Below are 24,839 nucleotides of genomic sequence, written 5' to 3'. Positions count from 1 at the left end.
CTGATCGCCTCCTCAGCTTTCCTCCCTAAAACGACACACACGCCCCATTGTCGATCCGTTTTTTGCGCATTAGGTGTGAAACCTATGAGCAATCCTCTCGACACTGTCTTTTCAGCCCTGGCCGACCCGACCCGCCGCAGGATCCTTGCAATGCTGCTTGAGGACGATATGGCGGTGACAGATGTGGCGGACCCTTTTGACATGTCGCTGGCTGCGATTTCAAAGCACCTCACCATTCTGACGCGCGCGGGTCTCATCGCGCAGGAAAAGCGCGGGCGCGTCAAATGGTGCAAACTGCAACCGGACGCCCTGCGCGAAGCCAGCGTCTGGATGCATGGGTTTGGTCAGTTTGATCCTGTGAATCTTGAAGATTTTGAAAAATTCCTGGAGGCCGAACTCGGCCTTGATGCGGGTTAGACCGCCCTTTCCGATTTGGTTTCAAGCAGCATCAGCAGCGCAATACCCGTCAACACAATCCCAACAAACACCAACCCACCGGGCAGCGCCCCACCAAAGGCCAGCTCCCACAAGATCACCCAGCTTGGCACCAGATAGGTATAGGCCATCACCTTGGCAGACGGCAGGCGCAGGGCCGCGTATTGCAACAAAACAAATGTCATTCCACTGGTGAACAAAGCCAGATACAGGATGACAATCCACACCATCACAGGCAGATCCATCCATGGGGTTGCCTGAATATCACCCCAGCCGACAACCGTCAGAATAACCGTTCCAGCAACAAGAACGCCAAAAGTTGACACAATCGCAGGCTCTCCCCGGTTCAGCAGCCGGACAAAGGGCGTATAGATCGCATGGGCCACACAGCCGATGAAATAAAGCGCCTCACCGCGCCCAATGTCAAAGGCGCGTATCAACTGCCAATCCGCCCGAAAAATGACAATCACCGCCCCGATGCCCCCGACCGTCAGCGCCAAAGCCATCCAGCGGGTGGTGACCTGACGCAGGAACAGCCAGCCGATCACGCCACTGATCACAGGTGTCAGGGTAAACACCGCAGCTGCGCTGACCGGGGGTGCCGTCTGCAACCCGTAAAACATCAGCACAAAATAGGCTGATAAAAGCCCCCCCAGAACACCATACCGCCACAGCCCCTGAAGATGCGCGGGCTTAAACCGACCCATCACATGGGCCATAACCCCGATGACAACACCCGCAATCAAAAACCGCACGGCGGTCAGGGCCAGCGGTGCAATCTCATTGGCCACGCGCGTGCCCAGCGTAAAAGATCCTGCCACCAAGGCAGAAAACACCAACATCGCCAGATGGCCACGTTGACCATCCGTCAGTCGCTCCAAGATTTTGCCTCTTCTTTCAGAAACGTCAAAAAGCTCTGAACCTTTGCAGTCCTGTGCAGATCAACATGGGTCACCAGCCACAACCGCCCTTGCCATTCCGGCAGAGGCGCCATCATCTGCACCAGCCCTTCCACACGTTCTGCCTGCCAGCACGGCATAAAGCCGATACCAGTGCCTGCCAGAACCGCCTCATGCATCGCGTTTGTGTGACTGACCCGGAACATCAGGTTTTCTTCAGGCGCATTTTCACGCAGCCATTTGAAATAAGGCACACGGCTGTTTTTCTCATCCCCAGCAATAAGACGGTGATTGCCAAGATCCTGAACATCTTTCAGGCGGCCATGGCGCGCAACATAATCTTCGGTCGCATAAAGCGCATATTTCTGTGTCCGAAAGGCTTGCACCACATTATCCGGCTGATCCGGCGCATTGCCCGCCCGAATCGCAACATGCGCTTCGCCGTATTCCAGACGGAACAACCGGTCCCCGGTCAGATAACGAATGGTCAGATCGGGATGCAGTTTTTGGTAATCCGTCAAAACAGGCACCAACATCGAGGCCATGCCCTGCAGCGATGTCACCACCAGCTCACCAGACATATCTTCACCCTGCCCTTTCAGACGCCCCACCAATTGATTGAATTGATCATCGGTCGTCTGGGCGACCCGCAGCAAATCCTGCCCGGCCTCCGTTGGCGTATACCCCCGCGCATGACGCTGAAACAGTTTGACCCCAAGCCGTGCTTCAATCGCGTCAATGTGGCGAATAACTGTGGCATGGTGCACCCCCATGACCTCAGCCGCGCCGCTGACAGTCCCCATACGTGCAACCTGATAAGCGGTGCGCACTTCATCCCAATTTTCCACAGTGGTCCCTCACAGATTTCTGCGCACTATCGCACAACTTCTGTTTAATATCAGCAATTGTGTCCGAAAATGCAAAGAAACATCTTGTGCCAATACAAGCTTCCCATTGAGATGGACACAAAATGACCCACACAATCCTGCATATTGATAGCTCTGCCCGCTTTGAGGGTTCCGTCAGCCGCGAACTCACAGCGACAGCCGTCGCAAAACTTGGCGGCACCGAAGTGATCCGCCGTGATCTCGCTCAATCCCCCTTGCCTGTTCTGGACGAAACCTGGGTTGGCGCAAATTTCACGGCTCCTGACGCACGCAGCAATGAACAGAAAGAGGCACTCTCCCTCTCTGATGCCCTTATCGCCGAACTGAAACGCGCAGACACCATCGTCATCGGCGCACCCGTTTATAATTTCTCGGTTCCCTCAACGCTGAAAGCCTGGATTGATCTGATCTTCCGTGTGGGCGAGACATTCAGCTACACCGAAACAGGCCCCAAAGGCCTGATCGAAGGCAAACGGGTCATTCTGGTTTCCACCGCAGGCGGCACGCCCGCAGGCAGCGAAATGGATCACGCCACCACTTACCTGCGTCACGCACTTGGGTTTATTGGCATCACGAACATTGAACTGATCGCAGCAGATCAACAAATGATTGATCCTGAAACCTCAGTCAGCGGCGCAAAAGCCGCTGTTGACGCACTGGCGGCTTAAGCCAGCGCGCATCTGGGCCAAGCTGGTCCAACTATATACATACCCCAACCGCCCAGCCTTTGGTGTGCGACACTGATATCGCTGGGCGGTTGACTCTTTGATCCAAACCCCCTAACACGCCCTCAATCCCGGAAGCCTTATTGCGTCTTCCGGTCCCCGGCATTTGCTAGGGATCGCCCTCCACCAGCGCGTTGCGCCCGTGGGGGCAAAACTGCTTGGCTTGCTGCGACATTCAGCAGGTGATTGCGCACAACCGTCATGCTCCCTATCTATCGGGAGCCCATCTAAACCGGCACAGGAGGCCGCAGGCATGTTTGAAAATTTATCCGAACGCCTTTCCGGCGTCTTTGACCGCCTGACAAAACAAGGCGCCCTGTCTGAAGAAGACGTCAAAACCGCACTGCGCGAAGTGCGTGTTGCGCTGCTGGAAGCCGACGTCTCGCTGCCGGTTGCGCGCGAATTTGTCAAAAAAGTTCAGGATCAGGCCACCGGTCAGGCCGTCACCAAATCCGTCACCCCCGGCCAGCAGGTTGTGAAAATCGTCCATGACGCATTGGTCGACACCCTGCGCGGCGAAGGCGATCCCGGTGCGCTGAAAATCGACAACCCGCCTGCGCCGGTTCTGATGGTGGGTCTGCAAGGCTCTGGTAAAACCACCACCACCGGCAAACTGGCCAAACGTCTGAAAGAAAAAGAGGGCAAAAAAGTCTTAATGGCCTCGCTTGACGTCTATCGCCCGGCGGCGATGGATCAGTTGGCTATCCTTGGCACCCAGATCGGTGTTGATACCCTGCCCATCGTCAAAGGCCAAAGCCCGGTTGATATCGCCAAACGCGCCAAACAGCAGGCGATGCTGGGTGGCTATGACGTCTATATGCTGGATACCGCAGGCCGTCTGCACATCGACGAAGTCCTGATGGATGAAGTCGAACAGGTCCGCAACGTGGTTGAGCCACGTGAAACATTGCTCGTTGTTGACGGTCTCACCGGTCAGGTTGCCGTTGAAGTTGCAGAAGAATTTGACGCCAAAATCGGCATCTCCGGCGTTGTGCTGACCCGGATGGACGGGGACGGGCGAGGTGGTGCAGCGCTTTCCATGCGCGCCGTGACTGGCAAGCCAATCCGCTATGTCGGTCTTGGCGAAAAGATGGACGCGATCGAAACCTTTGAACCCGATCGGATTGCCGGCCGCATCCTGGGCATGGGTGACATCGTCGCCCTTGTTGAAAAAGCACAGGAAACCATCGAGGCCGAACAGGCCGAACGCATGATGAAGCGCATGATGAAAGGTCATTTCAATATGAATGACCTGAAAATGCAGCTGGAACAAATGCAGCAGATGGGCGGCATGCAGGGCATGATGCAGATGATGCCGGGCATGGGCAAAATGGCCAAACAGGTCGAAGAAAGCGGCATGGATGATAAAATCATCGCGCGTCAGGTCGCTCTGATCAATTCGATGACCAAGAAAGAGCGCGCCAATCCTGCGCTTTTGCAAGCCTCGCGCAAGAAACGCATCGCAGCGGGTGCCGGTCTTCAGGTTTCTGAACTGAACAAACTGCTTAAAATGCACCGCCAGATGTCAGACGTCATGAAAAAGATGTCCAAGATGGGCAAAGGCAAGATGCTGAAACAGGCCATGAAAGGCATGTTCGGCGGCAAAGGCGGCATGCCTGATATGGCCGGGATGGATCCCTCACAAATGGATCCAAAAGCGCTGGAAGCGGCTGCCAAAGCCATGGGCCAATCCAAAGGCCTCCCCGGCGGGCTTCCCGGTCTTGGTGGGATGGGCGGCATGGGCCTGCCCGGTGGTCTCTCCGGTTTTGGAAAGAAGAAATAAGTGACTGCAGCGCCCGTCATAACCACGGATCGGCTTGTGCTGCGCCGTCCCGCTGCGCGGGATCTTGAGGCGGCCATTGCTTTTTACATGTCCGAACGGTCGCAATATGCGGGCGGGAATGTGCCACGTTTTGTGGCCTGGAAAAACTTCTCAGCCGTTCTTGGCCACTGGGAGATGCAGAGCTTTGGCCTCTGGGCAGTGACCGCAAAGGGCGATGACAGTATTCTTGGCCTTGTTGGTCCCTACTACCCTGACGGCTGGCCCGAACATGAATTAGGCTGGGTGATGTTTGAAGGCTCCGAAGGACGCGGCATTGCCCAAGAAGCTGTGCGCGCAGCGCGCAGCCATGCCTTTGAAACCTTGGGCTGGTCTACAGCTGTCAGCTACATCGCACCAGAAAATCACCGCTCGATCAAACTAGCGGAACGGCTGGGCGCAGAACTTGACCCAAATGCAGCTTATCCCAAACCAGACCAGCCTTGCTTGGTCTACCGTCACCCCAGCCCACAGGAGATCCGCGTATGAGCGACCCCGTGACCCGCGCCGCCGAAGTCCTGAAAGGCCACCGCGAAAGCATTGACCGGCTGGATGCCATCCTTGTTTACACTCTGGGCGAGCGGTTCAAACATACTCAGGCCGTTGGTGCGCTGAAAGCGCAGCACGATCTGCCCCCGTCCGACCCAACGCGCGAAGCCACACAGATCGCGCGTCTTGAAGAACTGGCGAATCGCGCCGACCTGGATCCCGATTTTGCCAAGGCGTTCTTGAACTTCATCATCGACGAAGTCATCCGCCACCATAAAAAACATCAGGAATAATCCTGAAAAAAAGACACAACTAGAGATTTCAGGGGTTCCCTGAACACGCCATTTAAAGGAGAATGTATCCATGGCAATGAAAATCCGCCTGGCCCGTGGTGGCTCGAAAAAACGCCCTTTCTACCGTGTTGTTGCGGCTGACAGCCGTATGCCACGCGATGGTCGTTTCATCGAAAAGCTCGGCACCTACAATCCGCTCTTGCCAAAAGACAGCGAAGAGCGTGTAAAATTGAACATGGAGCGCGTTCAGCACTGGCTGGATCAGGGCGCACAGCCCACCGATCGCGTTGCTCGCTTCCTTGAAGCAGCAGGCGTTCTGGCCAAGAAAGAACGTAACAACCCGAACAAAGCCGTCCCTGGCAAAAAAGCGCAGGAACGTGCTGAAGAAAAAGCGGCAAAAGCAGCTGAAGCAGCTGAGGAAGCCGCAGCGGAGTAAAGGCATAATGCTGGGGAAGAACGACGAATTTTCAGAAGACTTCCGCAACCAGTTTGAAATGCTGATGCGTTTGCGGCGCGATGTGCGCCGCTTTCGCACGGATCCGATTGACGAGGCAGTGTTTATGCGCTGCCTCGATTCATTTCAGCTTGCCCCCTCCGTCGGGCTAAGCGAACCTTGGCGTGTGGTCCGCGTTCAAAGTAACGACGCCCGCACCGCAGCGCTTGAAAATTTCGAAGCCGCAAATTCCAAAGCGTTGTCAGGCTACACAAATTCCAAAGCCGAAACCTACGCCAAACTGAAACTTTCAGGCATGCGCGAAGCGCCGGAACAGATCGCAGTCTTTAGCGATGATTCAACCACCAAAGGGCACGGATTGGGCTCCAGCACGATGCCGGAAATGCGCCGCTATTCTGTGGTTGCTGCCATCACGCTGTTTTGGCTGGCCCTGCGCGCCGAAGGGCTGGGCCTTGGCTGGGTCTCTATTCTTGATCCCGATCGCTTGCGCCAAGACTTGGATGTCTCCCCTGATTGGCATTTGATGGGGTATTTCTGCATTGGCTACCCGGAACGCCGCAACGACACCCCCGAACTGGAGCTGGTCGGCTGGGAAAAACGCCGCGGCAATGTCCCGCTTGTCACGCGCTGATGGCGACCGCGCAGCTTAGCTTGCAGCCTTGCGTTCACAGCGCTATCACCATGCCTGATATTTGTTGCCCTTAAGATCCAGACTGACGGGGCCTCTTCTGCGCTGGAAAGTGAACCCATGACTGATCTCATCTGTGTTGGTGCCCTCTCAGGCTCATATGGCGTGCGCGGCGAAGTGCGCCTGAAAAGCTTTTGCGCCATCCCCGAAGAGATCGAAGACTACTCTCCGCTGACCAGCGAAGACGGCAAAACCACGTATACGATCACAATCACCCGTGCGGTGAAAGGTGGGTTTGCGGCACGTCTCAGCAATATTGAAACCAAAGAAGATGCGGATGCGCTGAAAGGCCTACGGCTTTTTACGCAACGCGATCGTATGCCCAATCTGCCTGATGATGAATTTTATCATGCCGATCTGATCGGGCTAAAGGTCTTTGATACCGGCGGAGCGCCCCTTGGCACGATCAAAACCGTTCAAAACCATGGCGCAGGGGATCTGTTGGAAATTCAACCGCTGCACGGCAGCGCAACCGTTTTGATGCCATTCACACTGGCAGCGGTTCCGACTGTCGACCTAGACCAAGGTCGCATTATCGCTGATCCACCAGAGGGCCTATTCTAAGGTCCGCTCAGCATCCTGCAGACTGTCCAGCACCGCAACCAGCGCCGCGCGCTTTTTCTTAACCCGTGGACCGCGCGCTTTCTCCATTCTGGCAATTGTGCCCCAGACCCGAAACAGCCGATAGGCATGAAAAAAGCGGAAAATCGGGTCCTCGATCAGGGCTTCTCCATATCCTGCCTCAAAGGCGCGCATTTCTGACGGGGCAATCATGCCATAGCCCGTCCCCTGCCGCAGGCCCTGCTCTTCGTTCACGACAGCCGTGACCCAAAGATTGGCCAGATCCCGCTGCGGATGGTCATTTTTAAAGTTGGAAAAATCAATAAAAGACACTTTTTCTTCGGCGATCAGGATATTGCACAAATGCATATCCCCATGCTCTAAAGCTCCCAGATAGGGCAGGCCCCGCGCCCGCTTGCCAAAACGATGCAGCAGGGCACACAGACCCAAAAACCGCTGTGGATGCGGATAGTTCCCCGCGTCGCGCCGCACGGCTTCTGCCTGTTCCGAGACTTGCTGCAAAAAAGGCTTGGGCCAAAAGCGTTTCTCACGGGTTCGCGAAACAGCATGCAGTGCGCCGATTGCAGCCCCAATGCGTTCCCAAACCAGGTCGCGCTGCACCGCTCCCAGATCTGCAAACTGCAGCTCCTGCACCGCGGTTTCCCCCGGTACAAACTCCAACAAAGCACAAGGTGTATCTGAGGCCTCCCACAAGACCTGCGGCACATGTGCCTTTGACGATTCGCGCAAAGCTTCGGCTGCAATCCGATGCCGCTGCAGCTGTTTCATTAAGGGGACGCGCCTACGCTCTTCATAGTCGGCACGCAAAACAAAACGCCGTTTGTCCTCCAAGCGCGCCTCCAGCACACAGCGCCGGTCCCTGACGTTGGCATTGACGTGCAAGGGGCGGAACCGCACCCCTTCAGCGGGCAGTCCGGTGGCTTTCGAAATATCCGGCCAATAGGCACGCGTACGCGCCTCTACCTGCTCGGCGCTCTCGGAAAGAGCCGCTTGTGCCTCTGGTTTCACTGCTGCCTCACGCTTTTTATTGCATAGGTTCCAATTTGGACTAAACAGCCTGTCATGACCAGCTCAGACACACCGCCTCAGAAATCCCATGGCCGCAAAGCCATCCGCCCCACGTTCAAACCCCGCGCGCTGATCACAGATACGCCGGATCTGGTGGGCGTGTGGAAGGCAAAGATTCTGACGCTGTTCCCCGGCGCCTTTCCCGGTCTCTTAGGCGAAAGCCTGACCGGTAAAGCCTTGCAGCAGGGCCTGTGGCAGCTTGAAACCTTTGATCTGCGTGAACACGGGATTGGCAAGCACCGCAACGTTGATGACACCCCCGCCGGAGGCGGAGCCGGCATGGTGTTGCGCGCGGATGTTCTGGGGCCTGCGATTGAACAGGCGATGCAAGGCACCTCTGGCAATTGGCCCCTGATCTACCTGTCGCCGCGTGGACGGCGCATGGATCAGCAGATGATGCAAAATCTGGCCCGCTGTGATGGCGCAACCTTCCTCTGCGGACGCTTCGAAGGTGTCGATGAACGGGTGCTGGAGCACTATAATATTCTTGAAGTCTCGCTGGGGGACTTTGTGATGACCGGTGGCGAATTGGCCGCACAGGCGATGATTGATGCCACGGTCCGTCTGATCCCCGGTGTGTTGGGCAATCAGGCGTCCACCGAAGAGGAAAGCCATTCCTCAGGCTTGTTGGAACATCCGCAATACACCCGGCCCGCCGAATGGCAGGGGCGCAAAATCCCCGATATTTTGATGTCGGGCCATCACGGAAAAATTGCCGAATGGCGCGAAGACCAAAGCCAAGAAATCACCCGCACCCGCCGCCCTGATATGTGGGAAAAATGGCAGGCGGATAAATCCAGTTAAGCGGCCCGAATACGGGCAATCTGCGCGTAATTGCGAAACAGATAGTCATGCCGCATATCCAAAGGCCGCCCCGCCGTCAGGTCTTGCAGAACGGCATCCAGATCGTCGCGCGGGCTGACATGGAATTTGCGCAACCATGCCCGTAACACAGATTTAAAACCAATCGGCAGCCGGGCCTGATCGCCGAAATCCACCAGATGCAGCATTCCGCCCGGCGCAAGATGGCGCAGGGCTTCCGCAATTGCGACTTGCCAATTTGGGATCATCGACAGGCTGTAAGACATAATGATGTGATCAAACTCGGCCGTGCCAAACAGGGTGCGCGCCTCAAAAGCGCAAGCATCCCCTTGCGCCAGATAGGCGCGATTGCCCAGTTTTGCGCGCGCGGTTTCAAGCATCTGAGATGAAATATCAAACCCATACAGCCGCCGCCCCGGATAACGTTGATCAATCAGATCCAGATTGCGCCCGGTGCCGCAAGCAATTTCCAGAATGCGCGCATTTGGGCTTGGGTCCATCTCATCAATCAAGCGATCCCGTCCAAGCAGATAATATTTGCGCGTCGCATCATAGATCTTGCGCTGATGGCGATAGACTTCATCCATCAAAGAGGCATGGGGGGTGTGGTTCATCTCAGGCTCCCTCATAGCGATACATGTGCACCGCACCATAGATCGCAGAGCGGTCTTCAGCCGTGGCACGGGTTGAAGCCTCAGCATCATAGCGCCAATGGTTCAAAATCGCACCCTCGACCCGTCCGGGCAAGATATCCGTTAGGCCACCAGTGCGAAACAACACCCGCGCGCCGGGTCGGGCTGTGCGGGTGATCTGATGCCAAAGATCATTCAGCTGATCATCATTCATCCAGTCCTGCGCGTCCAACAGAACATAAACGCTTTTGCTGCCTTCCGGCTGCGCCGCGAGCATTTCGGTCACGGATTGGTTCAGCACCTCAACCCGGTCAACACAGGCGCGCAGGGTTTCAAAATTCTGCGCCTCCAGATAAGGCGGCACCGGGCCTGTGCCATCGGATTTGTACCCCCGATTGGCCGCTTGCCAGGCAAAGTAATTGTCGTGAATGGGAAAATCGCAAAATAGTTTGCGCGTGCGTTCGCGCAAAACGGCAATGATATCACCTCCGGTATCAGCCGCCAGTTTATCGTATTGGGCAGGCGGGATACCAAGGCCAAATAACGACGCGCGGCGATTGGCCAAAAAGCGCACAAAGCGAGAATCGTATAGCGGTGCGATTTCCTGATCAAAAAAAGCATTTTGATCGTCAAGCGACTGGGCAGTTAGCAGTTTGTCAAACTTGACGCCCCCCGCCCAGCACAGGGCATGGGCAAATTTCAGAAACTGCCCCAACAACCCATGGCGATACAGCCCACGTGCAAACATCTGTTTGCGCTGCCCGCGCCACGTCGCCTTGTTCCAATAGGCGCGCGTTATCTGATCAAGGTGCGGCAAGACATGCTGATCCAGCGCTCTGATATTGCTGTCTTTATTGGCGTGGCCAAACAGATCATAAAAAGCGTTTTGATCCAGATAGCGTGGCGCAGCGACCTTTAATTTGTTCAGTGCAACATGCGCTGGAGACAGATCAACAGCTGTGATCGATGCTGGCTGGGCCATCAGGTAAGACATGACATTACATCCCCCTGAAGCAATACAAACCAGATCATCTTGTTCCGTGATCTGCAGCGCATTCATATCCGCCACCGGATCTTCCCAGATCTGGGCATAGACAAGACCTTTGAAAAACCAACCAAACAGGCGTTCCAAAAGACCTTCGCGCGTGTGCGCTGCGTTCTGGTTTACGGCGGTCCCGATACGATGTTCGATGCTTTGATCGCTGGTATGGTCGAGAGTCTGGGCTTGGGTCATGTCAGCTCTTTGGTTTTACGAGATTTGGAACGGGAGACTTTGCGGGCCAGTTTATGCCTGCGCGCAATGGCGGCTTCCCAGTCAATCAGGCGCAGGGTGCCATCTGCGTCTTCAACGATGGCGGTGCAGCTTTCGACCCAATCACCCGTGTTAAGGTAATGAATATCATCAATCATACGAATATTGGCATGGTGGATATGGCCGCAAATCACACCATCATAGCCCCCCTGGCGCGCATCTTCGGCCAGTGTCTCTTCAAATTTTCCAATGAAATTTACCGCCTGTTTGACTTGCGCCTTGGCCCATTTTGACAGGGACCAATAGCGTTTGCTCCACAGACGGCGGATCTTGTTCAGGCGGGGATTGCACCAGATCAACAGCTCGTAGGCGCGATCCCCCAATAGGGCAAGCCATCGGGCATTTTTGACAATCACATCAAATTGGTCGCCATGCGTCACCAGATAGCGGCGGCCATCTTGCGCAATGAAATCTGCGGTTTCCGCGACCTCAATACCGCCAAAATGCGTCCCCAGATAGCTGCGCATCACCTCGTCATGATTGCCCGGCACAAAGACAATCCGCGTGCCTTCTTGCGCTTTTTTCAGGAAGGCCTGCACCACATCATTGTGCCGCTGCGGCCAGTGCCAGCCACGCTGTAGTTTCCAGCCATCAAAGATATCACCCACCAAATAGATGGTTTCCGCGTCATAGCGTCCTAAAAAGTCCATGAGCAGATCCGCCTGACACCCGCGTGTGCCAAGATGCAAATCTGACAGAAACAAGGTTCGATAGGACACATCTGGCTCCACTACATGTTTGCTTTGGTGTATGGGGCTGGTGTGACAGGCGGATGACAAGGAAATTAGCCGCACAGACAGGAATGAGCGAGGCTTTGCCATCGTGTGCCACATAAAGGAGCAGGCCGCGTAAACATTTCATAAAAGACGCCTCTCAAACGTGAAAAATGGTTACGCGCGTCTAGACGGAGCGTACGCCCCAGTCGCAACCGTTTCGCTGCGAAACCCCTTGCCAGACAGGGCGTTTTGCCCTAAACCGCGCCCATCCGGGACCCAGAAAACTGAGTCGCCGGGGTTTTGATGTTTGCCCCGTTTTTCTTCGAACTGGGATCGCAGCGAAACCGAATACCTAAAGGAAGCACAGGCAATCTCTGGCGGGCGCTTTATGCGGACCCGATGAAGGCACAGAGCTCTTGAATGTGAGCAATCAACGTCGTGGGCCAAACCACGGGCAACATAGGAGACGATCATGGATCTGATCGCACAGCTTGAGGCGGAACAAGTTGCCGCCCTGGGGAAAGATATCCCTGATTTCAAGGCGGGTGACACCATCCGCGTTGGTTACAAAGTAACCGAAGGTTCGCGTTCGCGCGTTCAGAACTACGAAGGCGTTTGCATCAGCCGTAAAAACGGTTCTGGCATCGCGGGTTCCTTCACTGTTCGCAAAATCTCTTTCGGCGAAGGTGTTGAGCGCGTATTCCCTCTGCACTCCACCAACATCGACAGCATCACCGTGGTTCGCCGTGGTCGCGTGCGTCGCGCCAAACTGTACTACCTGCGTGCACGTCGTGGTAAATCCGCACGTATCGCAGAAGTCACCAACTATAAGCCCAAAAAAGCGTAAGGAGTGGATCAATGAAATCCGATACACATCCCGATTACCACGTCATCGACGTCAAAATGACCGATGGTACCATCGTCAAAATGAAGTCAACCTGGGGCAAAGAAGGCGACACACTGGCGCTGGACATCGACCCATCTGTGCACCCTGCATGGACTGGCGGTAACTCTCGCCTGCTGGACGCTGGTGGCCGTGTTTCCAAGTTCAAAAAGAAATACGAAGGTCTGGGATTCTAAGCACAGCTTTTGGAATTCTGATCGAAACGCCGTTCCTTTTGGAGCGGCGTTTTCTTTTGTGCCAAGGGTCATTCACCCGCAAGCAACAGTGCGCGCACTTTGGCGGCTTTTTCGAAATGGTCCAGTTCATGTGTTTTAATCCACCATTCTGCCGCTTCCATTAAAAGCCCAGGATTGTCATTCTTATTTGAGAAAAACGCATAAAAGGACACCCCAACAGTGTCGCCCTTTTTCGCGATTTTCTGATCGCATATCGCGATGGCTTTACTACGCAAGCTTGATCTCATGGACATTTTTACTCTGGTAAATATAGGAACATAAAGTGAACAAAATACACCTAGCAAAAGATTACAAGCCTGGAAAGCCAGATTATCCAGACCGTGTCACGCTTCGATAAGGTTAAAACACGTCTGCTAGAGAAGGATGAGGACGCCGCGCGATCAGGTCGCAACATGGGCAAAACGAATCACCTGGGAATTGTGATTGAAGGCAGCAAAATGTGAAGCGTGACCCCCAATCCCTCATCTTAGGCGGCCATGGTTAATGAATTCCTAAGCAAACGGCGCAGATGCGGAAAAACTACGTAATTAGCTCCTTTTCCCGAAGCATTTGCACTGCTATCTGACAGCGAACACACTGTTTGTGGCCCAAAAAACAATGCAACGCCCTGTGGAAAACTTTAGCTTTACGGGCGGATAATAATTGATTCACAATAAGCAGTAGATCACTCAACATCTGGGGTAAGAGGCGATCCATGGCACATATTATCGTAGTAGGAAACGAAAAGGGCGGCGCGGGTAAATCGACGGTCTCTATGCATGTGGCAACAACCTTGGCGCGCATGGGGCGCACCGTTGCAGCGCTGGACCTGGACTTGCGACAGCGATCGCTGGGTCGCTACATTGAGAACCGCGACAAGTTCACATCTGATGCTGGCATAAAACTGCCAAACATCGACATTGCAGAGCTTCCTGATATTGATCCCGACACGCTCGGTCCGGGGGAAAACATCTATGATCAGCGGCTGTCTGCGGCGATCACTGAGCTGGAACCGGAATATGAATTCATCGTCATTGACTGCCCCGGCTCTCATACGCGGCTCAGTCAGGTGGCACATTCGCTTGCGGATACGCTCATCACGCCACTGAACGACAGTTTTGTGGATTTTGATTTGCTCGCACGCACGGATCAGAAGGGCGAAAAAATCCTTGGCCCGTCGGTCTATTCAGAAATGGTTTGGAATGCGCGGCAATTGCGATCACAAGCCGGGCTGAAGCCTATCGATTGGGTTGTGATCCGAAACCGGGTTGGCAGTCAGCGCATGGTGAACAAAGAAAAGATGGAGCGCGCGGTCTCTCAACTGGCCAAGCGGATCGGTTTTCGCGTGTCGCCCGGTTTTTCTGAACGGGTGATCTTTCGCGAACTGTTTCCCCGGGGCCTGACACTGCTGGACTTGAAAGACATCGGCGTAAAGCAGATGAACATTTCCAATATTGCTGCCCGTCAGGAACTGCGGGACATGCTGAAAGCGGTGAACTTGCCAGGCATCGAAGTTGATATCTGATGTCTAGGCCGGGTGTAAAACCCCGGCCAGATCAGGCTGTGTCTTCATCCGGCACATAGACCGTAAACAGTTCAATCGGGTCCGCGACTCCGCGCAGCATATAGCGCCCCAGCGAGACCAGATCATGATCCGTGGTGCCTGCTGCCTTCTGCACTTTCTCAGACAGGATAATGTTCTGACCCACAGCTTCGTGCATGTTGGACAGCCGTGCCGTTAGGTTTACCGCGGGACCAATCACGGTGAAATCAAGCCTGTTCTCAGCGCCGATGTTTCCATAGAGGATTTCACCCGCGTGCAACGCAAGTGTGAAATCTGCGACCGGGAGGCCTTCTGCCAGACGTTCACTGTTGCGCTGGCTGATCTGAGCGCGCAGATCTTTTGCCGCCTCAAGTGCCGCGCGCGCGTCGAGCTGGCTGCTGCCAAGATCAAACATCGTCAGAATACCATCGCCGATGAATTTCAAAATATTGCCGCCATGGCTTTGGATGGCTGCAACCGCAATCCCGAAATAATCATTGAGCATATCAATCAGATCGGGGCCTGGGATTTGCTCAGCAAGGCTGGTGAACCCTTTCAGATCAAACAAGCAGATCACCGCATCGATCTGGCGAGACGAGCCGCGCTGGATTTCTCCTGACAGCACCCGGCGCCCGGATTCACGGCCAAGATACACCTTGAGCAAATCAGCAGCCATGCGCCGGTTCGCGGTCGATTTGAGCGCAAGGCCAAGATAGGGCATCGCCGTTTTCATCAGCTCAACCTCATAGGCGCTAAAGCCACCATCGCGATCTGTACACCAGCTGATCAACACACCTTCAGGTGCCTGGTTCGGGTCTTGATAGTTTTCGGTGTCAACCTTTGCAAAATGCAGCCCCGAGATAAAATAATCGGTCGCGCCCTGCGCTTTGAGATCTTCCAACAAAGGATACTGCTGATAATCGGTCCCGGTTTGCAGATCATAGCGTTGATCTGACATGCCGTTTTGCACAAAGGAAAACAGCGGGCTGCGCAACCAGTCATTCCGCGGGGTTTCTTCATAGGCAAAGGCGCGGGAGGAGATGCCTTCAGCAGCTGTCCATTGAAAGCCAATCCCGCCAAACCGAGGATGAAAGGCACGCTGCCCCAGAAAGAACCGCCAGAGCGGCACACCCAGATCGACCAAACGGTCGCAATAGCCCTGCAACAGCGCTTCCTGGCTTGTGCCTTCCAGCCCCTGTTCCACCAACCAGGTGATCAAGGGCTGTGCCGCCATTGCGGCCCGCGGTGTCTTATCGCATTGAGCGACCATGGTGATCCTTTCGTCTGTCGTCCCTGTCAGCGCGCGCGATGACAGAGCTGGATACGACATCCCAAGCTGGTGAATATTACACGATATTTGGGAACGACCTAACGAAAGAATCAACCCATAGGGCTCGTGCGGCGGCCTTCCTACACCAGCTTTTTCCGAGGCGTAAGGGCGTGAACCAACACATAGCCGTCATCATAGGTGTCAATGCTTGGCGCAAAACCTGTGGTTCTGAAAATTTGCACACCAATGTTCTGTATGCTGTTAGCGTGCTGGATGTGTCGCAAACAAATGCCACACCGTCGCAAAATATTCACTTGAAAGAAAATGCACTAAACGCAACCGGATTCTTAATCGAACTTTCCCTACAGAGCTCAAAAACACACGTGAATCATTCCGAGCAAAACCGCCATAATCTCATTTGATTCGTGACTTGAGACACTTTTCCGCCTTTCAGCTGGCGAAATCGCTCAAAAACATTCTATTTCTCCTTGCCAATCGTAAAAGTTCCACTTTCTCTCTGTCGCAAAAATTTCACCTTTGCTCAAAATCCGGAGCGTTAAGATATTAACAATATGATAAATAACGATAATTCAAAAAAGTACACCCGACAGAAACTTGAATGTTGAAAGTTATGCTCATTTGAACTCAGAATGAATTCATATGAACGTCACAAAGCAAATTTAATCAGCACGGCGTGAGGAGCGCCTTGACGCTCATGTCTAAGTCACAGGGGAGCAGCGGCACGTGTGGCCGCTTGTTCGAAGGAGATTGAAATGAACCTGAAGTCCGTACTGATGGCGTCTGCCTTTGCTTTTGCAGGGACCGCTGCACTTGCTGAAAAAGTTGAAATTGAATTCTGGCACGCCATGGGCGGTCGTCTGGGTGAAGTGGTGAATGAAATCGCCGTTGATTTCAACGAAAGCCAAGATGATTACAAATTGGTTCCTGTCTTCAAAGGCACCTACGAAGAAACGCTGACCGCTGGTATCGCGGCATTCCGTGCAGGCGAACAGCCAAACATCATTCAGGTGTTTGACGCAGGCGCTGCAACCATTATTGGTGCAAAAGGCGCCGTTATCCCAGCACAAGACCTGCTGACCAACAACGGTATCGCGTTTGACGCAAACGATTACATCTCGGGCGTTCGCAACTTCTACGCGGACACCGAAGGCAAGATGATCGGCATGCCGTTCAACTCTTCCACGCCCATCATGTACTTCAACGAAGACGCGATGGAAAAAGCGGGTGTAACACCGCCAAAAACATGGGAAGAATTTGCATCCGTAACAGCGCCTGCGCTGAAAGAGGCAGGTTACACACCTATGTCTCAGTCGCACATGCCTTGGATCTTCACTGAGAACTTCTTTTCACGCCACAACCTGCCCTTCGCAACCAACAACAACGGCTACGCTGAAGGTGAAACCAAGATCCTGATCAACAATGACGCGATCAAAGCGCATTTCACTTCGATGAAAGAGTGGATCGACGCAGATCTGTTTGGCTATTACGGCACCGGCTGGGGCGACAATGCAAAGCCATTTGAGCAAGGTGATGTTGCCATGTGGCTGGGTTCGTCCGGGTCGTTCGGTGGCCTGTCCAAAACAGCTGAATTTCCCTTCTCTGCGACCTACCTGCCATACTGGGAAGGCGTGACATCTGAACCAACAAACACCTTTATCGGTGGCGCGGCGCTGTTTGCGATGGAAGGCCAGCCTGAGGATGAGAACAAAGCGACGGCTGAGTTCTTCCGCTTCCTGACCTCTGCACAGACACAGTATTTCTGGCACAAAGAAACTGGCTACGTGCCAATCACCAACGCTGCTTATGATCTGGCAAAAACCGACGGTTACTATGACCGTGCGCCTGCAGCCGAAGTTGGCATTCAGCAGTTGACCCTGCCCGAAGGTGAGTGGACCAAAGGCTATCGCATGGGCTTTTACGTTCAGATCCGTGACGTAATGAACCGTGAATACGCAAAGTTCCTGTCTGGTGACGTCTCCATCGACGATGCCTTTGCAACCATCGAAGAAGAAGCCAACAAACTGCTGGCGCGCTTCGCAAAAACACAAGGCTAACGCCTGAATAAAGACAGCGCGGCGGGCTCCAAAACCGGAGCCCGCCGCTTTTTTTCGATGGGTGTGCGCCCCGCGTGGCTGCGCGTCAAAAGGACTTCAACATGAAGAAAGTACAGTTTTCCCGTCCGCTGTTTCCGTACCTATTGCTGGTGCCGCAGCTGTCGATCATCATGATCTTCTTTTACTGGCCAGCGGCTGAGGCGATCCGCGCCTCGTTTTATCTGGAAGATCCCTTTGGCTTTGGGTCAACATTTGTCGGATTGGACAATTACCGCGACACGCTTTCAGGCAGTGAATACGGGCGTGTTGCCTGGTTCACACTGATTTTCACCACTTTGGTTGCGTTCTTCTCGTTGGCGATTGCCCTTCTGCTGGCTGTGAAGGCTGACACCGTTCTGCGCGGTGCCCGTAGCTATCGAGTTGCTTTGATGTGGGTCTATGCGATTGCCCCACCGGTTGCAGGCCTGATGGCGATTTTGCTGTTTGATCAGCGCCTTGGCCCCTTCACCCATATGGCACAGTTCTTTGGCTGGGATTTTACACTGGGTGTGAACTACTGGGATACGGCAACAGCTATGGTGATTGTTTCTGTGTGGAAGCAAATTCCCATCAATTTCATCTTTTTCCTTGCTGGACTGCAGTCGATCCCGCGCAGCGTGCGTGAAGCTGCGCTGATCGACAATCCAAACGGGTTGAGCCGTTTTTTCAGCGTGACCTTTCCGCTGCTCGCGCCAACTGGTTTCTTTTTGCTGATCATCAACATCACCTACGCGCTGTTTGACACCTTTGGTGTGGTCGATCTGATCCACAAAGGTGAGCCCGGCAACAATCCTGTGACTCTGGTTTACAAGGTCTTTTTGGATGGCTTCCGTGGCGGTGATCTGGGCGGATCCTCTGCACAGTCAGTCATCCTCATGGTGCTTGTTTTGATCCTGACAGTGGTTCAGTTCCGTTTCATGGAACGCCGCGTGCACTACAATTGATGGAGCGCCCAAATGGCTGATATTCAAACAAATAGCGCGGCATCAACAGTTCGGCGTCCACGGTCAAAACCTATTCGCTGGGGATTGATCGGCAACCATGCGATCCTGATCACGGGATCCCTGTTTATGTTGCTGCCTGTTCTGCTGGCCTTTTTCACCTCAACCCACACTGATGTGACGATTCACAAAGAGGGGGTTCAGTTCTTTTTCGGCAGCGAAGGCGGCAGCAACTACCACGATGCAATGTTCAAAAAAGGCGGGTTCTCGCAAAACGTGGACGGGGCGCGGATGATGGTAAACTCGCTCATTCTTGGGCTTGGGTTTGCTGTTGGCAAAATCATCATTTCGATGATGGCAGCTTATGCAATTGTCTACTTCCGCTTTCGCTTTGGCACATTTGCCTTCTGGATCATCTTCACCACGCTGCTACTGCCCCTAGAGGTGCGTATTCTGCCGTCATATGAAGTGGTTCAATCGCTGGGCATGCTGAACACCTACAGCGGGTTGATCATTCCTTTGATTGCCTCTGCAACGGGCACGTTCTTTTTCCGTCAGTTCTTCCGCTCTGTGCCTGAAGAGCTTTTGGAAGCTGCGCGGATTGATGGGGCCGGGCCGTTCAAATTCTTTGTGGATATCCTGTTTCCGCTGAGCCAGACGATGATTGCTGCGATCTTCATCATCATGTTTGTCTTTGGCTGGAACCAGTACCTATGGCCCACGCTGATGACGACGGATGAAAGCATGTTTACCCTCGTGCGTGGTGTCAAACAGATCATGCAAGCCTGGGTTGGCGGCGGCAATGACATCCCCGAATACAGTGGCGCAATGGCCTTGGCGATCCTCGCAATGGCCCCTCCCATCGCAATCGTAATTTTCTTCCAGAACTGGTTCGTCAAGGGCCTGACGGAATCGGACAAATAAGGAAACTCGGACATGGCACATGTCATTTTGGACAGCGTCCGCAAAACCTATCCCAACGGCTATAAGGCTGTGCACGGCGCGGATTTTAACATCTCTGACGGTGAGTTCATCGTACTTGTCGGCCCATCCGGTTGTGGCAAATCCACGCTCTTGCGGATGATCGCCGGTCTTGAAGACGTGACCGACGGCGAGATCATCATTGGAGACACCGTGGTCAATGACGTTGACCCTGCGCGACGGGATATCGCGATGGTGTTCCAGAACTATGCGCTCTACCCTCATATGACCGTGCGCCAGAATATGGCGTATGGCCTTAAAAACCAACGCATGAGCAAAGACGCCATCGCCGAGCGGATCACAGAAGCGGCCAAAACCCTGCGTCTGGAAGAGTTTCTGGAGCGCAAGCCGGGCCAGCTGTCTGGGGGACAACGTCAGCGTGTGGCCATGGGGCGCGCAATTGTCCGCAATCCAAAGGTCTTTTTGTTTGACGAACCTTTGTCAAATCTGGACGCAAAGCTGCGGACCCAGCTGCGGGCAGAGCTAAAAGCATTACACAAACGTCTGTCAGGCACCTTTGTCTATGTGACACACGATCAGGTTGAAGCGATGAGCCTTGCAGACCGGATCATCATCATGAGCGCCGGACAGGTCGAGCAGATCGGTACGCCGATGGATCTGTATCTGCAACCTGCGTCCCGTTTTGTGGCGGATTTCATCGGCAGTCCTTCAATGAATATGCTTCAAGGCACAATTGGAGCAGATGGTCATACGGTTGATATGGGCAATGAAAGCACGCTGCGTTTTGCCGCACCGATCGACGCCCAGCCCGGTACCAAAGTGGACGTCGGCATTCGCCCGGAACACCTGCAAGCCACCTCTTCTAGCGCGGCACAATTTGGGCTGACGGTTGATTTCATCGAACAGCTGGGCGCAGATACCGTAGTGCATGGTAAATTGACCGGCCAAACGGACCCGCTGACGCTGCGCCTAACAGGCGTGCACAGCATTGCCACAGGGGAAAGCTTTTCTCTGCACAGCGCGCTTGAAAACATCCATTTGTTTGATAGTGCAACAGGCAAACGTCTGAACTAGGGTCCCTCACATGACAGCTCCTCTCATCTTTGGCCATCGCGGTGCCCCTTCGGTTTTGCCGGAAAACACGCTTGCTGGGTTTCAACATGCCATTGATGCCGGGGCTGATGGGCTGGAGCTGGACGTGCTATTGACCGGTGATCACACGCCAGTGGTCACGCATAACCCCCGCCTTTTGGCGGACACGACCCGTGATGCAGGCGGGCGCTGGCTCCCCCAAGAAGGGCCTGCGCTTGCCAGTCTCACACTGGAAGAACTGCAGGCCTATGACGTCGGTGCCATCCAGCCCGGCAGTGCCTATGATCGCAAACATCCTGATCAACAAGCGCAGGGGTTCACCCCTATTCCCACGCTGGACGCTTTTCTGGCATTGGTTGCCGCGCAACCCCGCCGGATTGAGCTGCTGATCGAGCTGAAACATGACCCGGATGCACAGGATGCCCCGTCCTTTGAACGGTTTGTCAGTCTTGTGGAGGCCCGTGTGCGCAAACACGGTCTGATTGAGCAAAGCTATGTGCACGCTTTTCACTGGGGCATCTTATCAGCTGCGGCCAAAGTTGCGCCAAGCTGGCGCCGGTCGCATCTGTCGATTTCTAGAAAAACCGATCCTGACGGCACGCTGTATGAGGGATCCCCTTGGATGGATGGTGTCAGCGCGGATCCCGATCGCATGCTGCAGGATCTTGTAGCGCGTGGCGCAAAGGTCTGGAGCCCCTATTACAAAGACCTAACCCCCGAGATGTTGCACAAAGCACAAGATCTGGGGTTGAAGGTTATGACCTGGACCGTAAATGGTACAGAAAATTTGACCTCTGACATTGAAAAAGGGGTTGATGGTCTCATTTCTGACATGCCCGGTCCTGCAGTGTTGCTGCGAGACGGTCAACGCTAGGATCAATTTGATGCAAGATATGAGCCCACATGAAGCCTTTGACAGGTACGAAACCCTGCGCCCGCGCCTGCCCGATGCAGGGCCGCAGGGCGCAGGTGTTGCCCTTACTTCATTGGCCGATATGCAAGACCATGTGGATGCTTTTGTGTTTGATGCCTACGGCGTTTTGAACGTCGGGGACACACCAATTGAGGGGGCGTTTCAGCGCATTCACGCGCTGCGGGCGGCGGGAAAAGAAGTGCTGGTGCTCACCAACGCCGCCAGTTTCAACCGCGCCCAAACAGAAGCCAAATTCAAAGGCCTTGGATTTGATTTTGCACCCCATGAAATCATCTCAAGCCGTGAAGTCTGCGAAGCGCGCCTGCCTGCGGAAGGCCTGTGGGGCGTGATGGCACCAGACGGGTTTGACGCCAACGACCTGCCCGTGCGCGCCGTTGCGCTGGATGACAACCCAGAAATTTATGGCAGGGTCGAAGGGTTTCTGCTGCTTTCAAGCGCCACATGGACACCCGGCCGACAAGCCATGCTGATGGCCAGTCTGACCCAGGTGCCACGCCCCGTCATCGTGGCAAACCCCGATCTGGTCGCCCCGCGGGAGACCGGGCTGTCGCTGGAGCCCGGCTTTTTTGCACAGGAACTGCAGGATAAGCTAAACCTGCAAGCGCAGTTTCATGGCAAGCCCTTTCCCTCGGTCTATGAAGAAGTTGAGGCCCGTCTGCCCGGGATTGCGCCAGATCGGATCGCTATGGTTGGCGACACCCTGCACACGGATGTGCTGGGCGCGCAGTCACGCAGTTGGCATAGTGTTCTGGTCACGGATCACGGATTGTTCGCAGGCCTTGATGTTGATGGTTTTATCACCAAAAGCGGCATTAAACCTGACTGGATCGTGCCCTCGATTTAACATCCTTTGACAGTAGGCACGCGTTTGCGAAGGTAAAGCCATTGGGTGGGAACAACGGGTCAAATACGATGACTGAACTGAACGACAGGCAGCGCGAAATTGTCGAACGTCTGCGCAGCAAGGGTCAGCAATCTATCAATGAGCTTGCAGCCCACTATGGTGTCGCCACCCAAACCGTGCGCCGTGATATCAATGATCTTTGTGATCAAGGCCTTGCCCGTCGTGTCCACGGAGGCGTTGCGCGCCCGTCAAACCCGGTGAACCTGAATTTTCGCGCCCGTTCCATTTTAAACGAAAAGGCCAAACGCGCCATTGCGGCTGAAGCCGCTGCAATGATCCCCTCAGGTGCGACCGTTTTACTGGGCATTGGCACAACCGTTCAATTCACTGCCGAAGCGCTGCTACAAACCCCTGATATCACATTGGTTACCAACAATCTGGAAGTTGCGACACTGATGTGCAGTGCACCCCATTGCAAGGTCCATCTGGTGGGGGGCGAACTGCGTCCTGAAGACCGCGATCTGATTGGCCCTTCAACCCTAAAAGGGTATCGCCGCTTTGTCGCGGATTTTGGCATTATCAGCTGTGGTGGGCTGGATGAAGATCACGGTATCTTGGACTACAAGCAATTTGATGCCGATGTCAGCAATACCATTCAACAGACCTCGCGCCGGACGCTGTTGCTGGCCGATAGCAGCAAATGGAATCGCAATGCACATCACCACGTCGGCCCCTTTGCTGATGTGCATCAATTCATCACTGATACCCTGCCAGAAAGCTTTACACCGGATGGGTGCGATATCACGCTGTGTGATTGAACCCAAGAAATGTTAGCGCACACATTTTTGGCGCGACCGAGATTGACCAGACAGGTTCAAGCCTTAAGGTACGCCGCACATTCAGCCGCGCATTACTGCGGGCAATGACATGTGCCCATGGGAGGGGCGTATAAAATGGACATCACGGCAACTGCCAAGGACTTGTTTCAGGCCGCAGTCGACAGGGCAAACCCGGCGCAGGCGGTTGCAGGTTACTTTACGAACAGCCCTCTGCCCGCTCTCGAATCTGGCGGTCGCTATTTTATTGTCGCCCTTGGTAAAGCTGCAGTGCCCATGATGCGTGCGGCGCTGAACCATATCCCAGAACCAAGGCGCGCCTTGGTTGTGACCAATCCCGAAAACATAGCCAGCGTCGAAGGCGCAACAGTTATGGCGGGCAGTCATCCGGTGCCAGATGAGGCAAGTGCCAAAGCCGGGCGCGCCATACTGGATTTCGTCTCTGAGGCCGAAGCCAAAGACCACATTATTGCATTGGTCTCAGGGGGCGGCTCTGCGCTTGCCATTGCGCCCAGCGGCGATCTCTCGCTTGCGGATAAGGCTGCCGTGAACCAGCTTTTGCTCGCCTCAGGCCTTGAAATCAATCAGATGAACCTTGTGCGTCAGCAGCTTTCCGACCTCAAAGGAGGAGGGGTGTTACGCGCGGCGCGCCCTGCCCCGGTCCACGCTTTGATTCTTTCTGATGTGATTGGCGACGACCTGCGCGCTATTGCATCCGGACCAACAGTTGCCCCGCTGTCGGATCGCGCCGGTGCAAAAGCGTTACTGGAAAACGAAAGCTTGTGGGACGCGATTCCTGAAAAGGTGCAACACCACCTGTCCCAACCCGTGGAACCGCTGGATCTGCCCGCAAGTGAAAACACCCTGATCGGTTCAAACCGCCACAGTCTGGATGCAATGGCCAAAGCTGCCCGCAAAGGCGGCGATTGGGATGTACACATTGTGAGCGATCAGCTTGTTGGGGATGTGGCAGACGCCGCTCAAGAAGTAATTGCAGCCGCCAAAGCCGTGCCCACAGACCGCCCTGTTGCGCTACTGTTTGGCGGCGAAACCACTGTCCAGCTCAGCGGAACGGGACGCGGTGGCCGCAATCAAGAGCTTGCAGCACGTGTTGCAAAACTTGGCGCGACTGAACTGTCTGGAAACTGGGTTTTCCTTTCAGGCGGCACCGATGGGCGCGACGGCCCTACCGATGCAGCAGGCGGTCTGGTTGATGGCACGACATGGGCACGCATTGGGGCTGAGGCAGACGCCCTTTTGCAAAACAATGACAGCTACGCTGCGCTTGAAAAAGCCGAGGCCCTGTTGATGACCGGTGGCACGGGCACCAATGTCGCAGATGTGCAAATCCTGCTTATGATGCCCGCCTCCTAGACTGAAGCG

Annotated in this window: 29 protein-coding genes; 21 read left to right on the top strand and 8 right to left on the bottom strand. The window is 54.6% G+C overall.

The window, feature by feature from the left end; all coding sequences use genetic code 11:
* Positions 1-84 precede the first annotated feature (84 nt).
* Positions 85-417, top strand: coding sequence for an ArsR/SmtB family transcription factor (locus BLP79_RS11300; protein ID WP_090219044.1), 333 nt, complete (start codon positions 85-87; stop codon positions 415-417).
* Here the strand turns inward: BLP79_RS11300 and BLP79_RS11295 are convergent.
* Both BLP79_RS11295 and BLP79_RS11290 read right to left on the bottom strand, forming a co-directional pair.
* On the bottom strand, positions 414-1,307 hold the full coding sequence (locus BLP79_RS11295; protein WP_232716448.1) for a DMT family transporter: 894 nt from the start codon (positions 1,305-1,307) through the stop codon (positions 414-416). The genes BLP79_RS11300 and BLP79_RS11295 overlap by 4 nt on opposite strands.
* The gene (locus BLP79_RS11290; RefSeq protein WP_090219042.1) at positions 1,304-2,182 is read right to left on the bottom strand and encodes a LysR family transcriptional regulator; all 879 of its coding nucleotides are present in this window, start codon (positions 2,180-2,182) and stop codon (positions 1,304-1,306) included. The genes BLP79_RS11295 and BLP79_RS11290 overlap by 4 nt, the downstream gene beginning before the upstream one ends.
* A 122-nt stretch (positions 2,183-2,304) precedes the next feature.
* Between BLP79_RS11290 and BLP79_RS11285 the strand changes: the two genes are divergently transcribed.
* The 7 genes from BLP79_RS11285 (at position 2,305) to rimM (ending at position 7,253) form a co-directional block, all read left to right on the top strand.
* On the top strand, positions 2,305-2,889 hold the full coding sequence (locus BLP79_RS11285) for an FMN-dependent NADH-azoreductase (RefSeq protein WP_090219040.1): 585 nt from the start codon (positions 2,305-2,307) through the stop codon (positions 2,887-2,889).
* A 310-nt stretch (positions 2,890-3,199) separates the two neighbouring features.
* The gene (gene ffh, locus BLP79_RS11280) at positions 3,200-4,729 is read left to right on the top strand and encodes a signal recognition particle protein (RefSeq protein ID WP_090219038.1); all 1,530 of its coding nucleotides are present in this window, start codon (positions 3,200-3,202) and stop codon (positions 4,727-4,729) included.
* A complete protein-coding gene (locus tag BLP79_RS11275; protein ID WP_090219037.1) occupies positions 4,730-5,254 on the top strand; it encodes a GNAT family N-acetyltransferase in 525 nt (174 codons plus the stop codon).
* Positions 5,251-5,547, top strand: coding sequence for a chorismate mutase (locus tag BLP79_RS11270; RefSeq protein WP_090219035.1), 297 nt, complete (start codon positions 5,251-5,253; stop codon positions 5,545-5,547). Before BLP79_RS11275 ends, BLP79_RS11270 begins: the two co-directional genes overlap by 4 nt.
* Positions 5,548-5,617: 70 nt before the next feature.
* Positions 5,618-5,983, top strand: a complete 366-nt coding sequence (gene rpsP, locus BLP79_RS11265; RefSeq protein ID WP_090219033.1) for a 30S ribosomal protein S16 — start codon at positions 5,618-5,620, stop codon at positions 5,981-5,983.
* A gap of 7 nt (positions 5,984-5,990) precedes the next feature.
* The gene (bluB, locus tag BLP79_RS11260) at positions 5,991-6,632 is read left to right on the top strand and encodes a 5,6-dimethylbenzimidazole synthase (RefSeq protein WP_090219032.1); all 642 of its coding nucleotides are present in this window, start codon (positions 5,991-5,993) and stop codon (positions 6,630-6,632) included.
* Positions 6,633-6,749: 117 nt separating this feature from the next.
* On the top strand, positions 6,750-7,253 hold the full coding sequence (rimM, locus tag BLP79_RS11255) for a ribosome maturation factor RimM (protein ID WP_090219030.1): 504 nt from the start codon (positions 6,750-6,752) through the stop codon (positions 7,251-7,253).
* On the opposite strand, the gene BLP79_RS11250 is transcribed toward rimM, so the two are convergent.
* Positions 7,245-8,279 (bottom strand): phosphotransferase, encoded by a 1,035-nt coding sequence (locus tag BLP79_RS11250; protein WP_157843982.1) that lies wholly within the window; start codon positions 8,277-8,279, stop codon positions 7,245-7,247. The two genes, rimM and BLP79_RS11250, sit on opposite strands and share 9 nt — an antisense overlap.
* 54 nt (positions 8,280-8,333) lie before the next feature.
* Here BLP79_RS11250 and trmD point away from each other — a divergent pair, with 54 nt between their 5' ends.
* Positions 8,334-9,143: a tRNA (guanosine(37)-N1)-methyltransferase TrmD gene (gene trmD / locus BLP79_RS11245; protein ID WP_090219027.1), complete on the top strand. Its 810-nt coding sequence runs from the start codon at positions 8,334-8,336 to the stop codon at positions 9,141-9,143.
* Here trmD and BLP79_RS11240 read toward each other — a convergent pair.
* The 3 genes from BLP79_RS11240 to BLP79_RS11230 are packed head-to-tail and all read right to left on the bottom strand — an operon-like array spanning position 9,140 to position 11,824.
* Positions 9,140-9,775: a class I SAM-dependent methyltransferase gene (locus BLP79_RS11240; protein ID WP_090219026.1), complete on the bottom strand. Its 636-nt coding sequence runs from the start codon at positions 9,773-9,775 to the stop codon at positions 9,140-9,142. The genes trmD and BLP79_RS11240 overlap by 4 nt on opposite strands.
* A 1-nt stretch (position 9,776) precedes the next feature.
* Positions 9,777-11,027, bottom strand: a complete 1,251-nt coding sequence (locus BLP79_RS11235) for a BtaA family protein (RefSeq protein ID WP_090219023.1) — start codon at positions 11,025-11,027, stop codon at positions 9,777-9,779.
* Positions 11,024-11,824: a UDP-2,3-diacylglucosamine diphosphatase gene (locus BLP79_RS11230; RefSeq protein ID WP_232716434.1), complete on the bottom strand. Its 801-nt coding sequence runs from the start codon at positions 11,822-11,824 to the stop codon at positions 11,024-11,026. Before BLP79_RS11230 ends, BLP79_RS11235 begins: the two co-directional genes overlap by 4 nt.
* Before the next feature lie 469 nt (positions 11,825-12,293).
* Here BLP79_RS11230 and rplS point away from each other — a divergent pair, with 469 nt between their 5' ends.
* Entirely contained in the window at positions 12,294-12,668 is a 375-nt protein-coding gene (gene rplS / locus BLP79_RS11225; RefSeq protein WP_090219020.1) for a 50S ribosomal protein L19, read from the top strand.
* An 11-nt stretch (positions 12,669-12,679) separates the two neighbouring features.
* Complete coding sequence (gene rpmE / locus BLP79_RS11220) at positions 12,680-12,901, top strand: 50S ribosomal protein L31 (RefSeq protein WP_090219019.1); 222 nt, start codon at positions 12,680-12,682, stop codon at positions 12,899-12,901.
* 68 nt (positions 12,902-12,969) lie between these two features.
* Here the strand turns inward: rpmE and BLP79_RS11215 are convergent, their stop codons facing one another.
* Positions 12,970-13,176: a DUF6500 family protein gene (locus tag BLP79_RS11215; protein ID WP_232716432.1), complete on the bottom strand. Its 207-nt coding sequence runs from the start codon at positions 13,174-13,176 to the stop codon at positions 12,970-12,972.
* Positions 13,177-13,655: 479 nt separating this feature from the next.
* Between BLP79_RS11215 and BLP79_RS11210 the strand changes: the two genes are divergently transcribed.
* Entirely contained in the window at positions 13,656-14,465 is an 810-nt protein-coding gene (locus BLP79_RS11210) for a division plane positioning ATPase MipZ (protein ID WP_090219015.1), read from the top strand.
* A 31-nt stretch (positions 14,466-14,496) separates the two neighbouring features.
* On the opposite strand, the gene BLP79_RS11205 is transcribed toward BLP79_RS11210, so the two are convergent.
* Positions 14,497-15,753 carry an adenylate/guanylate cyclase domain-containing protein gene (locus tag BLP79_RS11205; protein ID WP_090219014.1) on the bottom strand — a complete coding sequence of 419 codons (1,257 nt, stop codon included), beginning with the start codon at positions 15,751-15,753 and terminating at the stop codon, positions 14,497-14,499.
* Positions 15,754-15,791: 38 nt separating this feature from the next.
* On the opposite strand from BLP79_RS11205, the gene BLP79_RS11200 reads away from it, so the two are divergent.
* The 9 genes from BLP79_RS11200 to BLP79_RS11160 all read left to right on the top strand — a co-directional run bounded on the left by BLP79_RS11200 (position 15,792) and on the right by BLP79_RS11160 (position 24,830).
* Positions 15,792-16,175, top strand: a complete 384-nt coding sequence (locus BLP79_RS11200; RefSeq protein WP_100269078.1) for a hypothetical protein — start codon at positions 15,792-15,794, stop codon at positions 16,173-16,175.
* 351 nt (positions 16,176-16,526) lie between these two features.
* On the top strand, positions 16,527-17,828 hold the full coding sequence (locus BLP79_RS11195) for an extracellular solute-binding protein (protein ID WP_090219011.1): 1,302 nt from the start codon (positions 16,527-16,529) through the stop codon (positions 17,826-17,828).
* 101 nt (positions 17,829-17,929) lie between these two features.
* Entirely contained in the window at positions 17,930-18,811 is an 882-nt protein-coding gene (locus tag BLP79_RS11190; protein WP_090219009.1) for an ABC transporter permease subunit, read from the top strand.
* Positions 18,812-18,823: 12 nt separating this feature from the next.
* On the top strand, positions 18,824-19,732 hold the full coding sequence (locus tag BLP79_RS11185; protein WP_090219007.1) for an ABC transporter permease subunit: 909 nt from the start codon (positions 18,824-18,826) through the stop codon (positions 19,730-19,732).
* Between the two features lie 12 nt (positions 19,733-19,744).
* Positions 19,745-20,824 (top strand): sn-glycerol-3-phosphate ABC transporter ATP-binding protein UgpC, encoded by a 1,080-nt coding sequence (gene ugpC, locus BLP79_RS11180; RefSeq protein WP_090219005.1) that lies wholly within the window; start codon positions 19,745-19,747, stop codon positions 20,822-20,824.
* 10 nt (positions 20,825-20,834) lie between these two features.
* The gene (locus BLP79_RS11175; protein ID WP_090219004.1) at positions 20,835-21,716 is read left to right on the top strand and encodes a glycerophosphodiester phosphodiesterase family protein; all 882 of its coding nucleotides are present in this window, start codon (positions 20,835-20,837) and stop codon (positions 21,714-21,716) included.
* A 10-nt stretch (positions 21,717-21,726) separates the two neighbouring features.
* On the top strand, positions 21,727-22,620 hold the full coding sequence (locus BLP79_RS11170; RefSeq protein WP_090219002.1) for an HAD-IIA family hydrolase: 894 nt from the start codon (positions 21,727-21,729) through the stop codon (positions 22,618-22,620).
* A gap of 68 nt (positions 22,621-22,688) precedes the next feature.
* The gene (locus BLP79_RS11165; protein ID WP_090219000.1) at positions 22,689-23,438 is read left to right on the top strand and encodes a DeoR/GlpR family DNA-binding transcription regulator; all 750 of its coding nucleotides are present in this window, start codon (positions 22,689-22,691) and stop codon (positions 23,436-23,438) included.
* A 135-nt stretch (positions 23,439-23,573) separates the two neighbouring features.
* Positions 23,574-24,830 carry a glycerate kinase type-2 family protein gene (locus BLP79_RS11160; protein ID WP_090218998.1) on the top strand — a complete coding sequence of 419 codons (1,257 nt, stop codon included), beginning with the start codon at positions 23,574-23,576 and terminating at the stop codon, positions 24,828-24,830.
* Positions 24,831-24,839 lie beyond the last annotated feature (9 nt).

Source organism: Epibacterium ulvae, assembly GCF_900102795.1.
Lineage (GTDB): Bacteria > Pseudomonadota > Alphaproteobacteria > Rhodobacterales > Rhodobacteraceae > Epibacterium > Epibacterium ulvae.
Note: the sequence above shows the minus strand (reverse complement) of the source record. Positions and strands in the feature narration are given on the sequence as shown.